This is a genomic window from Occallatibacter sp. (assembly GCF_049802275.1).
Classification (GTDB): domain Bacteria; phylum Acidobacteriota; class Terriglobia; order Terriglobales; family Acidobacteriaceae; genus Telmatobacter.
Genome location: NZ_JBARMD010000677.1, coordinates 1 through 13,933, shown reverse-complemented (window position 1 = coordinate 13,933; position 13,933 = coordinate 1). Strand labels below are relative to the sequence as shown.

Sequence of the window (13,933 nt, the reverse complement as noted above, 5' to 3'; positions counted from 1 at the left end):
CCGCGTCGCGAGCACGTGTTTGCGGTGGTGGAGAAGTTCTGCGCGGCGGCCTGGGCTGCGGCGGGCATGACGTTGCCTACGCCTTTTCCGCGAATCACGTACGACGATGCGATCCGGCAATATGGGTCGGACAAACCGGATCTACGGCTGCCGGGGCTGACGGATGTGCGGTCGGCGTTTCCTGAGGAGGCGCTGGCGACGCTGCAGATCGATCCGGCGCTGCCGGTCGTGGCGCTGCGCATCCCGAAAGTTGGCGAACTGAGCCGCAAGGAGCGCGAGGACAACCATCCCATGTTCGACAAGAACAAGGGTGCGAAGTTTATCGACGACTTCAAGCGGTTGGCGAAGAGCCTGCCTGACACTGTCACGAAGATCCATGAGCTGACCGGCGCGGCCGAAGGCGATTTCGTGATCGTGGTGGTGGGCGATCCGACGCACCATATCAAGGCCAGCGACACGAAGTTTGAAGGCCGGCTGAGCGAACGGGAGATCAATGTTTATGCCGCCGCTGGAAACTTCCGTAGCGAGCTGGCGAAGAAGTATGCGGACCGGCACAAGGCCTTTCAGATTACCGATCAGGCAGTGGCCGACGCCGACCCGCGCAGTGGCAAAAAACTGGACGCTTCGCAGGCGTTTCACCCGATCTGGATTGTTGATTTCCCGATGTTTGAGTACGACCTCGCGAGCGGGAAATGGATGCCGGCGCATCATCCGTTTACGGCGCCTTATGAAGCGGACATGGCCAACCTCGTCAGCGATCCGGCGTCAGTGCGCGCAGACTGCTACGACCTGGCGATGAACGGGCTGGAGCTTGGATCGGGTTCGATCCGGATTCACCGCAAAGATGTGCAGCAGCAGATTTTTGCGTCGCTTGGTATTTCGGACGATGAGGCGAGGAAGCGGTTTGGGTTTTTCCTGGATGCGCTGGAGTATGGCACTCCGCCGCATGGAGGGATTGCGCTGGGACTCGACCGCATAGTGATGCTGCTGGCGGGCGCGCCAAGCCTGCGCGAGGTGATTACGTTCCCGAAGACTGCCAAGGCGATTGATCTAATGGCCGATGCGCCGACGACCGTTCCGGAACAGCAACTGAAGGAGCTGCACATACGCGTAGCCGGAAAGAGCTAGTCACGGCAAATTCAGTCCCCCGTGGCTTCCACCAATTGATCAGGGGCGGTGATGGCGGTGGTCTCGATGGAGAGGCATTTGCCGAGCTCATTGAAGTCCCTGTCCCAGCGTGGGCGGTCATCGGCGATCTGCGAAGTTAGCGCATAGCTCGACGTGCGGAGAATTTCGTACCAGATGTTCTGCGCCTGCCAGAGATTCAGCTCAAACGGCAATTCGACCAGGGTGTGCGCCAGACTGAGCGCACGGTCTAGCATCTCTAGCGATCCGGCCGACATCTGGAGCTCGACCATCGCGCGTTTCATGCGCTGGTCTGCAATGTAGGAGAGCGTGGTGGTGTCGAGATGGATTTTGTCAGCTTTTGCCAGTTGAAGAAATGAACGCAGCAGGGACTGATCAATTGGGTCGCCCTCGAGGGCGCGCCGCAGGCCTGCGTTGATGGCGAACTCGGCAGCGAGCGTGAGCGCGGGCGGCTTTGGCAACCCGGCTTGCGAAAGGTAGTGCAAGAGGCTGGCGTGATCCTCGTAGATGTTTGTCAGCGAGCTCTCTATGTCCCACAACGTCGAGTTCAGAATCAGCTGCACAATGCGGCGCTGCTCATCCTTGAAGAGCGAGGTAAGCGAGTAGTCCACGTGACCGTAGTAGCGATCGATGAGGCGGATGACATCGGGAAAATCGGCGCGCTGAACCTGCTCGGCCGCCTCTGCTGAGAAGGCATCGAAATCGGTTGAGTCCGCATCGCTGTAAGGCTTAACCGCCGCAGTGATGTTCTGGTCTCCAAAGTGGAGGACGGCAAAGCTAAAGGTCTGCGCTTTGCCCGTAATCGCGCTGATGACATGTGCCCGACCGAGGGCGAGTCTTCCGCGGCCTGATGTGTAAACGTCGTAGGACACACGGCGCACACGAAAGCAGAACAGCTCAGTCTCTTCGGCAAACGATGAAAAGACGCTGCTGATGGCGTAATGTGCAGCAACCTGCTCGAGGCCCAGTTGCATCGGCACGATCTTCTCTTTGTAAATGCGCGCACCATCGCCGGCTGCGGGAGCATTGGACCTGGCCTGGGCAAGGCGCGCAAGAAATGCAGGTTCAAGAGCTGCGGCCTGCTCGCCGAACAACTCTTTTGCGAGTTGTAGAGCGCGCGTGGCGTAGGCGATGACCTGTACTGTCTCAATTCCGGAGATGTCGTCGAAGAACCAGCCGCAACTTGTGTACATCAGCTGCGCCTGGCGCTGCATCTCCATCAGCTGCAAGGCGCGTACGCGTTCTTCCGAGGTGAGTTTGCGATCCTGATGATCCTCAAAAAAGCGATCTACAACTTCCTCGCTGCGATCGAGAATCACATCGATGTATCCATCGCGCGCGGCCCACACATCGGTGAAGAGTTTCGCACCCTCCTGCTCTGTAAGAGGCGCAATCGCGTCACGCAATTCATCGAGAGCCTGGCGCAGGGGTGCTCGCCATTGCTGATTCCATCCCGGCGTGCCACTGTTGCATCCGCAGTTTGAACGCCAACGCTCGATGCCATGCGCACAACTCCATGAGGTGTTTTCGACAATTTCGCACTCCCACTCCGGCGGAAACTGCTCGAGAAAACTTGCGTAGTTGGTCAGCGTGACGGTCTTGTCCTGCTCAAGAAGGCGCAGCGCATAAGCCAGAGCCATTTCACCGTGGCGATGATGGTGCCCGTAGGATTCGCCGTCGGTTGCCACGCTTTCCAGCTGGGGCTGTGTGGTGTCTTTGAATTGCGATTTCAAACGGGCGGCAAAGTTTTCTCCGGAATTCAGCAGGCCTTCAAAAGCGATTGCGCGCGAGGTGGGGCCGTCGTAGAAGAACACTGCGATAGAAACGCCGGAGTCGAAGCGCAGCAGGTAGGGCCGAGTCGTATCCACGGAATTGCTGAGCGGCGTGGTCCATGCCGGCTCGGATGCGGAAGCGTCCGATTTCAGTGGCCGGATGCGCCTGCACTGGCTTGGCGCTAGGATCGTAAACTTGATTCCGTGTTGTGCGAGAAGCTCCAGTGACTCAGTATCGGCCGCTGTTTCAGAAAGCCACATGCCTTCGGGTATGGCGCCATAATGGCTTTCGTAGTCGGCAATGCCCCAGCGAATTTGCGTGATCTTGTCGCGCTGGTTGGCGAGCGGCATGATGACATGGTTGTAGACCTGCGCCATGGCCGAGCTGTGGCCGTTGAAATGCTTCCGTCCGCGACGTTCTCCATCGAGAATCATGCGATAGGTGCGGGGCGCATTTTCCTTCAGCCAGCTCATCAATGTGGGACCGAAGTTGAAGTTCATCCGTGAATAGTTGTTCACTATGCGGATGATGTGGTTCTTGTTGTTCACTGTGCGGGCGGCGCCATTGGTGGCATAACACTCGGCGCAGACGCGCTCGTTCCAGTCGTGATAGGGGGCGGCTGAATCCTGCGTCTCGACAGTTTCGAGCCAGGGATTTTCGCGCGGAGGCTGGTAGAAATGCCCATGAATACATATGAATCGTCTGGTCGGTGCCATGAGAACTGCTCCTAGCTGCTGGCTTCTAGCCTCTAGCTAAAAGCGCCCAGTGCTTAGACCGTGCGGCGGATCTTCTGCCTCGATGCGATAGTAGCTTTTCAATATTATTGTAGGCTGGGCTGCCCCGCGGGCGGCGTCGCTTTGACCAGGTCGCATGCGCGCCATAGATACCAGCTTGCCACCGAGCGGAATGGCCGCCATTTCTGCCCGCGCTTGAAGACTGCATCGGGTTTCGGGAGATCAGAGGCTTCGATGGGCCTGTTCTTGGGCAGGCGCTGAAAGGTGAGCGCGAATCCCTTGCGCACGCCGTAATCCGTTACCGGGAGGACGTCGGGCCGGCCCATGCGGAAGATCAGCAGCATCTCGACGGTCCACGGACCGATACCCCGCACTTCAGTGAGGCGCTCGACAATATCGGCGTCGGGCATCTTGAGAATGGCCTTGTGAGTCGGCACGGTTCCATCGATCGTCTTGGCGGCGAGATCGCGCATGGCCTTGATCTTGTTTCCGGAAACGCCAGCAGCGCGCAATGGCTCGTCCGGTGTATCGAGCAGCTGCTGTGGAGTCGGATCGCCATGGAAGAATTCGCGCACGCGGCGATGAATAGTGGCTGCGGCCTTGCCATGAAGTTGCTGATAGAGGATGGATTCGAGTAAAGATTCAAAGGGCGAAGGAGCAGCATCCAGGCGCAGCTTGAATTCGCCGACTCTATCGATGAGCGCGCCCAGCTTGGGATCGCAGGCCTTCAAGTGCGCGATGGCTTCGGCGGGATCAAAGGGAAGTTTTCTGCTCTTTCCGTCGTGGATCATAGGCGAACAGTGTAACGTGCCGCATGGCGGGGAGAATCGACCACGCAGCCGCCCCCAAACGCGGGTCTCACCTCTATCATCTAGGGAAGAGCTTCAAAGCGAGGAGCAATCGTTCTTATGAAAATGCGTCCAGGAACGCAAACCGGCTTTCTGATGTGCGGCAAAGAGTGGAGCGAGGGCGACGCCATTGAAGTGCGCTCGCCGTGGGATCAGGGCCTGATCGGCAAGGTGACGCTTGCGACACGCGCCGATGCGCGCGAAGCTGTAAACCACGCGGTAGCCAGTCTGCGCCGTACGCGTGCTCTCCCTCGCTGGAAAAGACGCGAGATCCTTGAAGATATTGCGGCGGCTCTGATTGAGCAGAAGGATCGCTTTGCTCAGCTCATCGTTGCCGAAGCGGGTAAGCCGATCCGGCTTGCGCGTGCCGAGGTGGATCGCGCGGTGCTCACGTTCAAGACGGCGGCGGAAGAGGCGGCGCGGCTTGGCGGCGAGACGATTCCTCTCGATTTGACCGAGGGAAACGAGAATCGTTGGGGACTCGTACAGCGTTTTCCGGTCGGTCCGGTGCTGGCGATTACGCCTTTCAATTTCCCGCTGAACCTGGTTGCGCACAAGGCTGCGCCGGCGATTGCCGCAGGCTGTCCGATCCTGATCAAGCCATCGCCACAGACGCCATTTACCGCGCTGGCGCTGGGCGAAGTGATTCTGAAAGCCGGCTGGCCGGAAGAGGCGCTCGCAGTGCTGCCGTTGAAGAACGCCGATACTGCATGGCTCGCGGAAAAGGAAGATCGGATCAAGCTGGTGAGCTTTACCGGGTCAGCCAAAGTGGGTTGGGAACTGAAGGCGCACTCAGGACGCAAGCGCGTCTTGTTGGAACTGGGCGGCAATGCGGCTCTTATCATTCATGGCGACTATCGCGATCTGGACGCTGCGGCGGAGCGCACAGCCCACGCCGCTTTTGGCTATGCTGGACAGTCATGCATCAGTGTGCAGCGCATCTTTGTCGACAAGAGCATCTTTCAGACGTTCATCTGGAAGCTTGTGGAGATCGCGGGCAAGCTGGTTTCGGGCGATCCAAAGAGCGAAGCGACGGAAGTTGGGCCGCTGGTAAGGCCTGGTGAAGCAGACCGCATCGAAAGCTGGGTCAAGGAGGCGGTCGACGGTGGCGCGCGCCTGATTGCCGGAGGCGAGCGGGTGGGTTCGGTGATTGCGCCTGCGATTCTTACCGGATCAAAAGCGGGAATGAAGATTCGCGACGAAGAGGCCTTCGGGCCGGTAGTGGTGGTGGAGCCGTACGTCGATTTTGAGCAGGCGTTGGCAGAGGTCAACCACTCGCGGTTCGGATTGCAGGCCGGACTGCTCACGCGTGATGCGGGGCGCATTCTCACGGCCTATCGCGAACTGGAAGTAGGTGCGCTGATCGTGGGCGATACGCCGGCCTGGCGACTGGATCCGATGCCGTACGGAGGGGTGAAGGACTCAGGGCTGGGCCGCGAGGGCTTACGGTCGGCGATTGAGGAGATGACGGAGCCGCGGATGCTGGTGATGTCGGGCATGAGCTAGGTGAATCACCGTTCTCGGTGAGAAAGGAAAGTGTGCTCGCGCAGAAAACCCAGTAACTCTGCCACGTTCTCTTCTTGAGACCTCTTCAGCCGTTGTTCGAACTATCACGAGCTTGCTCGTCTACACTGATTAGGCCATGAATGCAGTTTCGATTCGCGGCGACTGGGTTGGCCGGGTCATCGACGGGAGATTTTCGCTCCTCGAGTGGCTGGGCGGATCCGGCACCAGCAGCACGTTCGTCACCGAGCTTGATGGCCCCGGGTCCCGGAAAGCTGTCATTAAGCTGTTCTCCGTCCCGGCCCTGGCGGAAGACCGGCTCTCCACCTGGACAGCAACAAAGTCTTTGTCGCACGTACACCTTGTGCGCATCCTGCACTACGGCCGCGCGAAGATCGACGACGAGAGCCTGGTCTACATTGTGACCGAGCTCGCCGAGGAAGTACTCTCGCAGATCATTCCGGAGCGTGCGTTAACCCCTGACGAAGCCAGGCAGATGCTCGAGCCGGTTCTCGACGCGCTCTCATATCTCCACGCCAACGGGCTTGTGCACGGGCACGTTAAGCCATCCAACATCCTGGTAGTCGAAAACGAAGTGAAGTTGTCGGCGGATGGCGCGATCGCGTCCGGAAACCCTGCACTCGGGTTCAGCAGTAGCGATGTTCATGATGCGCCTGAGACGACTACAAAGGCGGGGCCATCGGCCGATATCTGGTCTGTGGGCGTGACGGTCGTCGAATCCCTTACACAACAGCTGCCATTATGGGATTCCGCGAGCGATTCAGCCCCTGTGGTGCCGGCTTCTCTGCCAAAGCCATTTGACGAGATTGTGCGGGAATGTCTGCATACCGATCCTGCGCGCCGATGCACGCTGAACGATATCCACGTACTGCTTCAGGGAAAGAAGAAGCTGGTTTCGCCAGAGACGCCGGCAGAGACCCCAGAGTCTCCGAAGGTCACCGAGAAATCCTCACCCTCGCGGCTCCCCCTGATCCCGCTGATCGTTGGATTTGTCTTACTGATGGCCATCATCATCGGGCTCGCAATGCGCAGCCATAAAACACAAACAGCACCACTGCAGACTGAGACGATTAAACAGGCGCCGCCGGCAGAACCCGAGTCGCCGGCGCCTGCACCACCGACCGCAATGCCAGAGAGCGCCAAGGGAGAGGTGGTTGATCGTGTTATACCGGATGTTTCACGCCAGGCGAGCAACACAATTCGCGGCACGGTCAGCGTCGAAGTTCGCGTCACCGTCGACACGACCGGCGCTGTGACCAATGCTGAATTTGCATCGCACGGCCCCAGCGCTTATTTCGCGCGCATCGCGATGGAATCGGCTCGCAACTGGAAGTTCAAACCGCCAACGCAAAACGGACGAGCTGTTGCCAGCACCTGGCTGCTGCATTATAAATTCAAGCGGGATGGCGTGGATGTTACTCTCGTGGAGGCGAATCCGTAGAAACATGGCGCAGTTGATATGCAACCCGAAAGTTGCATATGTACCGCATGCGATTAAGCAGTGTGCACAGATGCGAACTGCAAACCTGCGACGTCTATTTGGTGGCTAACTGCTCTAGCAATCCATCGAAGTCGGCGAGATCGCCGTACTCGATGATGACGCGGCCGCGACCATTCTTATCCTCGATATGGACCTTGAGGCCGAGAGCGCGTTGCAGTTGCTCTTCAACCTCTTTCACGTTAGGGTCGACCGGTGTTTCGGGCTTGGGTTCCTTTTTATTTTTTTCAGGGAACAGGATGCCTTGAACCAGGGTTTCTGTCTGGCGAACAGAAAGCGAAAGATTGGAGACCCTCTGCGCAGTCTTTTCGAAATCTGGATGTAACTTCAAACCCAACAATACTTTAGCGTGGCCAAAGGTCAGCGCGTTGGATTCGACGAGCTTCTGCACGCCGTCTGGCATGCTGAGCAAGCGCATGAAATTGGAAACTGAAACGCGATCTTTGCCGGTCCGCGTGGCGATCTGTTCCTGCGTCATATGAAACTCGCGGGAGAGCCGCTCAAAGGCGCGCGCCTGCTCCATCGGGTTCAGATCGGCGCGCTGCAGGTTTTCAACGATGGTGATTTCGAGTGCCTGCTCGTCGGAGACCTGGCGCAGAATGGCCGGAATGGTTTTCTTGCCGGCAAGCTGCGAGGCGCGCCAGCGGCGTTCGCCGGCGATGAGCTGAAATCGACCACTGGCTAGGGGCCGAACGAGGATCGGCTGCACGACCCCATTTGCGGTAATAGAGGCGGCAAGTTCGGCAAGTTCTCCTTCGTCCACGTGGGTACGAGTCTGGAAGGGATTGCGGTCGATCTCTTCAACAGGTATCTCGCGCGGCTTGCCACCCTCGGTTTCAATGGGAGTGGGTACGTGGATCGGTGCTGGAGCGGGCTGACTGTTGACGCGAGGCAGCAAGGAGTCGAGACCCTTGCCGAGAGCGCGGCGTTTGTTGTCGGTGGCGGTGTTCATCATCAAGTCCCTCAAACCGGCTGATTTGCCGGTGAATTCACGGTGAATCGATCAAATTGAGCGCAGCCCGGTTAGGAAGCGTTCAGGAGTATGGCCAGAAGCGAACCTCGGCCTTGGGTTTTGAGTTCGCGGCAACCTTGCGCTCGATGCTCTTTGGGCTCTCGATGCGGTTGCGGGCAAGATACTCGCCAGCCAGTTCAAAGTAGGCCTCGGTGCCGCGAGACCGCGAATCGTAGATTGCCACAGGTTTGCCGTGGCTTGGAGCCTCAGCAAGGCGAATATTCCTTGGGATCGCGGTGATAAAGAGCCGATCGCGGAAGTGCTCGCGGAGTGTTTCCCGGACTTGCTGCGCCAGGTTCGTGCGGTCGTCATACATGGTCAGCAGGACGCCTTCGATCTCCACGTTGTGATTGAAGGCGGCGCGCACCCTTTCGAGGGTGGAAATGAGCTCGGTAATGCCCTCGAGGGCGAAGTATTCGGCTTGCATCGGCACGATCAGCGAGTCAGACGCAACGAGAACGTTGAGGGTCAGCAGGTCGAGGGCCGGGGGGCAATCGAGAATAACGATGTCGTATTTCCCTCTGACCGGTGCCAGGGCTTCGCGGAGGCGGACCGCTCGATCTGCAGCGCTAGTAAGTTCAATATTGGCGCCGGTCAGGTTTTTGGAACCAGGCAAAATCCATAGATTCTCGACTCCGCTAGGCAGGATGACCTGTTCGGCCTCGGAATCGCCGACCAGGACGTCATAGATGGAATGTCGATTATCGTCGCGGGTAACGCCGAGGCCAGAGGAGGCGTTGGCCTGGGGATCGCAATCGACGAGGAGCACCTTGAGACCTTCAAGAGCAAGGCACGCGGAAAGATTGATGGCGGTGGTCGTTTTGCCTACACCACCCTTTTGGTTTACGACGCCGAGGATCTTTCCCATAGCGTTTCAGGTTAAAGGAAGGGAGGCGTGGCGTGCGGAGGTGAATCTGTGGAGAACGCGTCCCAGCTGTGGAAAGCTCTAAATGCCGGGTTCCGGCTGCCTATACAAGCCTTTGCAAATCATTTGCTTGCACGATTTTTATCATTTCAGAGAATTTGAGGCGACGAGAAAGCAACCCGGTGGAAAACTATGGCCGGAGGCGTGCCGTGTTGTAACAATCAGGGCTCGTCGGGAACGTATGTTCCACGTGGAACGTACGGGCTTTCCAGGTAGATTGGCAGGCACGTTCCACGTGGAACATCGATTCTGAGCTGGTTCTCGACCGCCGCTCTAGGTCGCTTTTCAATAATCAGGAGGAGGAACCGGCTTTGAATGCAAGCACCATAACGCGCTGGTCCGAGCCTGGTATTGGGAATGGATCAATCCATCTAAACGCAGGACCTGCCGATTTCTGCACATGAAGAAGCTGTGCGCGGGTGGTCAGGATCGCGAGCCGCCCTCCGGCTCCGATCAGGTTAGCGGCCGCCGAAACTGCCTGCTCCATACGGTCTACGGCACGAAGTGTCACACAATCGAAGGGTCTTGCAAGTAGTTCGGCACGCTTGGCAAAGACGCTGACATTCAGACCAAGGGTACGCACGATCTCTTGCAGGAACGCAGCCTTCTTGCTTTGCGATTCAGCCAACGTAACTGCGATCTCCGGGCGGCAAAGGGCTATGGGAATCCCAGGAAAGCCAGCGCCACTCCCAAAGTCCAGTAAAGAACCGATACCTTCAGGCAAATGCTGTGCGCAGGCTATGGATTCGACGAAGTGCCGGCAGAGAATCTGTTCCGGATCGCGAATTGCCGTCAGATTCATTCTGGAATTCCAGCGAAGGATCAGCGCCAGATACTCTTCAAACCTCGCCGTCGCGTTCACATCGAGCGGTTTGAGATCCGCAGTCGCCAGAAGGTGATTGATACTGGAGCGGCCTGCGTCGCTTCGATCCCGGCTGATTCGATCCAGATTGATTCGATCTTGGTTCATCTGCAGGTGACTGAGGTTTCAATGGGGCGCGGGTGCCAGGCTTCAGCAGCGCGAACAAAATCCGTGAAGAGAGCGCGTGAGAGAGAACTCGTCGTATAGGTGCGCTCGGGGTGCCACTGCACTCCTACTGCGAAGTGGTCTGGGGACTGGAGCTCGACGGCCTCGATCACCTCATCCAGCGGGCATACGGCTGTAACGCGGAGATTGTCGCCTGCACGGCTGATTGCCTGGTGATGGCTGGAATTGCATTCCGTCTGGAGAGCGCCGCTTGCCGCTGAAGCCAAGCGCGTGCCGCTCGCAATCCGAATCGGGTGCGCATTCACCACCGCCCGACCGGGAGCGTGATCCACCGGCGTATTCAGGAGCGATTTCAAATCTTGAATGAGGGTGCCATTCAACCAGACGTTTAGCGTTTGAGCTCCATGGCAAATCGCGAAGACCGGTTTGTGCAGATTGAACGCGTCCTGCAGCAGGAGCTCATCAACTGCGGTGCGGCCAGGGTCGGCCGGACCACAAGCTGGAATTCGCTCTTCGCCGTAGCGCTCTGGGTCAACGTCAAAGCCGCTTCCAGGAAGAAGGACCCCTTGAGTTCCGGCGAGGATCCGAGCCACCCGGTCCGGGCGTTCATGGAGTGGAATCACGACCGGGATCGCACCGGCAGACTGGAGCGCTGCCAGATAAGGAGGAAGGGAACGCGCGTTGTAGGCCGCGTCATCGGTAGTCGGCTCGGGTATTGCGATACGAATGGACATATGCGTTTTCAAGTGTATGCGAGTTTAGTTATGAGTGAGCTTATGATTCTAAATAGCGCCGTCTAGTGCTGATTTCTTATTGATTCTAAATAGTTTAATACATATGCACACTATTGGTGACTTAACCTTTCTATAATCAGTTACTTACAGCAACGTGCGGTGCTACCCAAGAGTCTAAAAAGTCTCCTGCTTCCGGTGGTCAAGGAGGCGGGAGACAGGGTGGGAAGAGCTGCAATGAAGCTCGCTATCAATCTGCTTGCGGCGATGTGCTGCTCATGGTCGTTGCAGCCCCGGAAATATTCAAGCAGCTCACAGGCCTTCCAGCCAACTCAGAGTAGAATGCGATGTGATTCCACGAGGCAAACAAAGTTGATTCAAGGGTCATCGTGCGCCGATGCGATAAACGATTGGTGGAGATAAGGTCATGGGCCGGTTTTCCGTTGTTGTCGTAGCAGTTGCGGTGAGCGCAATTACCATCTCTGCGGCGATGCAAAGCTGGTCGCAGACGCAAACCTCTTCAGACAAGAAGAGCGGGCAGGCACAGACCGAGTACGTGTTTCGATCGAACGTGCGGCGCGTGCCTCTGGACGTGATCGTGCTCGATAAAAAGGGCGACGTTGTTCGGGGATTGACCAGAGATGATTTTGTCGTAGAAGAAGATCGAAAGCCGCAGAACGTGCTATCGTTTGAGTTTTTCGACGGAGCTGCTCCCTCATTTCTGCCGCCCAAGATTCCACCGCTGCCCTCGAACACGTATGTCAATCTGCCGGCCGCTCCTGAGCAGGGACCGCTTTATATCCTCTACTACGACATGGTGAACACACCGCTCACCAGGCAGATGGAAGCTCACCAACAGCTGCTCGATTTTGTAGACCATGCCCAACCCGGAACCCGCTTTGCGCTGTTTGCGAACATGGCTGGACTGCACCTGGTGCAGGGATTCACGAGCGACCACGAGTTGCTGCGCGCGGCAATCCTGTCGAAAGGGCCCGGTCCGCATCTGCCGGATGTCTTTCTTTATGGAGACAACTACGGATATGAAGACTCCGGTGCCGTGCTTTCCAATATGAAGTTTCTTGCGGAGTATATGAGCGGGATACCCGGCAGGAAGAACCTGCTGTGGCTCTCAAGCGTGTTCCCCATACCTGTCGGGCCTACGATGAGGGGCCACAACTCGAACACGCGTGTGGGCGGCGGATTTTCCAGCTCAACGCTGCAGATCAACGACATGACCTATCTCCAAAGCCAGGGAATCAAGGAAGCATACGCAGCGTTGGCCAGCAGCCAGGTGGCTCTCTATCCCGTGGATCTAACCGGCGTGGTGGCTGGCGGTGACTCCCTGACCAACTACGAATACATGGATGACATTGCCGCGGCAACCGGTGGTCATGCGTACTACGGCAACAATAGAGTTGCGGAACTGCTCGACAAGGCCGTGGAAAACGGCGAGAGCTATTACTCATTGACCTATTCGCCGACAAATACAAAATACGACGGCTCGGAGCGGCACATCCGCGTGACCTTAGCGGACAAGAACAAAAACTATGTGCTGACCTATCGGTCTCTCTACTACGGGGTATCGGACGATGAGGTCCAGGAATCACATGCCAAGCAGGTGGTGCAGCAACGATTCCTTGCGGCGAAGAAGGCCGATACGCTGTTCGCCACAGTCGAGCATGGCGCGCCGTTGATGCATGACCTGCTGTTCATCGCGCACATGTCCACGAACGGCCAACCGCGTATGGCGAGTGCGGAAGAGATGAAGCAGCTGGAAGATTCGCCCGCTTACTTTCGTACGCGCAAGAAGAGCAAGAATCCGAAGCCGCTGACGCCTGTGGACCTGCAGCAGTATGTAATCAACTACGACGTAATCGATCCACAGTTCAGGGCCACGGCAACACAGCAGAGAGTACCGGTTCTGGAGTTTGCTGCTGCCGCATACAACAGCGACGGCACGCTCTTGAACAGCATCCTCAACAAGGGTGCAATTTCAAGCGAACGGCGGCCCGACGGCAAGGTCGATACTCGTTTCGTTGCAGTTCAGCAACTCGAAGTGCCTCCCGGTGCCGCCTACATTCGTGTTGTTGTGCGCAACCCGCAAAACGATCGCACCGGGGCGCTGGAAGTGAGGCTGCCGTTGAAACAGGAGACGCACACGGCGCAGGCAGGTGCACATAAGGAAATGGGCGAGAGCAACTGAGTCGTGGCGCTGCTCTCCGAGAATCGGAGTATCGCACGTCGAAGTCAAGCCGCTAGTTCCGAGTCTCGAGATTGCCGGCTCGATGCAGCAGCAACGGCAGAGCGCTCCAGCGTCATCGTACAAACAGGAGGAATTCAATGCGAGTGCCCTTGGCTTGTGCATTCCTATTGGGCGTGGCGGGTGGTGCGCGAACGATGCTTCCGGCGGCTACGGTGACGCGCGCGGTTCGGGCGGGAACATTGTGTGTGAGAGATACGCCACTTGCGTTTGCGGAAAGCCAGAATCTGGGTCGGCTGATCGCAGTGATGGCGCTGGCGGAGCTTGTGATTGACAAGCTGCCGATGACGCCGAGCCGCAAGATGACAGCGGCATTCGCGGCACGCCTCGTGAGCGGCGGCCTGGCTGGGGCAGCGATCGGGATTGTTGCACGTCGCACGACGCTGGGAGCTCTGCTCGGTTTGGCCGGCGCTGTGGTCGGCACAGAGGGCGGCGCGGCGTTTCGTTCATGGCTGTCATCTCTCTTCGAGCGTGACCTGCCGGCTGCGATAATC

General features: G+C 57.9%; 11 protein-coding genes. 5 read left to right on the top strand and 6 right to left on the bottom strand.

Going from position 1 to position 13,933, the window contains the following annotated elements:
• The coding region (locus WA354_RS22845) for an amino acid--tRNA ligase-related protein (RefSeq protein WP_472815331.1) at positions 1-1,128 on the top strand (1,128 nt) is incomplete at its 5' end.
• Between the two features lie 11 nt (positions 1,129-1,139).
• Here the strand turns inward: WA354_RS22845 and WA354_RS22840 are convergent.
• Entirely contained in the window at positions 1,140-3,635 is a 2,496-nt protein-coding gene (locus tag WA354_RS22840) for a DUF3536 domain-containing protein (RefSeq protein ID WP_472815330.1), read from the bottom strand.
• A gap of 104 nt (positions 3,636-3,739) precedes the next feature.
• Positions 3,740-4,444 (bottom strand): DNA-3-methyladenine glycosylase family protein, encoded by a 705-nt coding sequence (locus WA354_RS22835; protein ID WP_472815329.1) that lies wholly within the window; start codon positions 4,442-4,444, stop codon positions 3,740-3,742.
• A gap of 117 nt (positions 4,445-4,561) precedes the next feature.
• Here WA354_RS22835 and WA354_RS22830 point away from each other — a divergent pair, with 117 nt between their 5' ends.
• Complete coding sequence (locus WA354_RS22830) at positions 4,562-6,007, top strand: aldehyde dehydrogenase family protein (RefSeq protein ID WP_472815328.1); 1,446 nt, start codon at positions 4,562-4,564, stop codon at positions 6,005-6,007.
• Positions 6,008-6,143: 136 nt separating this feature from the next.
• A complete protein-coding gene (locus WA354_RS22825; protein WP_472815327.1) occupies positions 6,144-7,466 on the top strand; it encodes a TonB family protein in 1,323 nt (440 codons plus the stop codon).
• A gap of 94 nt (positions 7,467-7,560) precedes the next feature.
• Here the strand turns inward: WA354_RS22825 and WA354_RS22820 are convergent, their stop codons facing one another.
• The 4 genes from WA354_RS22820 to WA354_RS22805 all read right to left on the bottom strand — a co-directional run bounded on the left by WA354_RS22820 (position 7,561) and on the right by WA354_RS22805 (position 11,182).
• A complete protein-coding gene (locus tag WA354_RS22820) occupies positions 7,561-8,475 on the bottom strand; it encodes a ParB/RepB/Spo0J family partition protein (RefSeq protein ID WP_472815332.1) in 915 nt (304 codons plus the stop codon).
• A gap of 82 nt (positions 8,476-8,557) precedes the next feature.
• Positions 8,558-9,403 (bottom strand): ParA family protein, encoded by an 846-nt coding sequence (locus WA354_RS22815; RefSeq protein WP_472815326.1) that lies wholly within the window; start codon positions 9,401-9,403, stop codon positions 8,558-8,560.
• Between the two features lie 349 nt (positions 9,404-9,752).
• Positions 9,753-10,430 (bottom strand): 16S rRNA (guanine(527)-N(7))-methyltransferase RsmG, encoded by a 678-nt coding sequence (rsmG, locus tag WA354_RS22810; protein WP_472815325.1) that lies wholly within the window; start codon positions 10,428-10,430, stop codon positions 9,753-9,755.
• Positions 10,427-11,182, bottom strand: coding sequence for a gamma-glutamyl-gamma-aminobutyrate hydrolase family protein (locus tag WA354_RS22805; RefSeq protein ID WP_472815324.1), 756 nt, complete (start codon positions 11,180-11,182; stop codon positions 10,427-10,429). The genes rsmG and WA354_RS22805 overlap by 4 nt, the downstream gene beginning before the upstream one ends.
• Before the next feature lie 424 nt (positions 11,183-11,606).
• On the opposite strand from WA354_RS22805, the gene WA354_RS22800 reads away from it, so the two are divergent.
• Positions 11,607-13,382, top strand: a complete 1,776-nt coding sequence (locus tag WA354_RS22800) for a VWA domain-containing protein (protein ID WP_472815323.1) — start codon at positions 11,607-11,609, stop codon at positions 13,380-13,382.
• Positions 13,383-13,519: 137 nt separating this feature from the next.
• Positions 13,520-13,933, top strand: a 414-nt coding sequence (locus tag WA354_RS22795) for a DUF4126 domain-containing protein (protein WP_472815322.1), incomplete at its 3' end; no start/stop codon positions are given.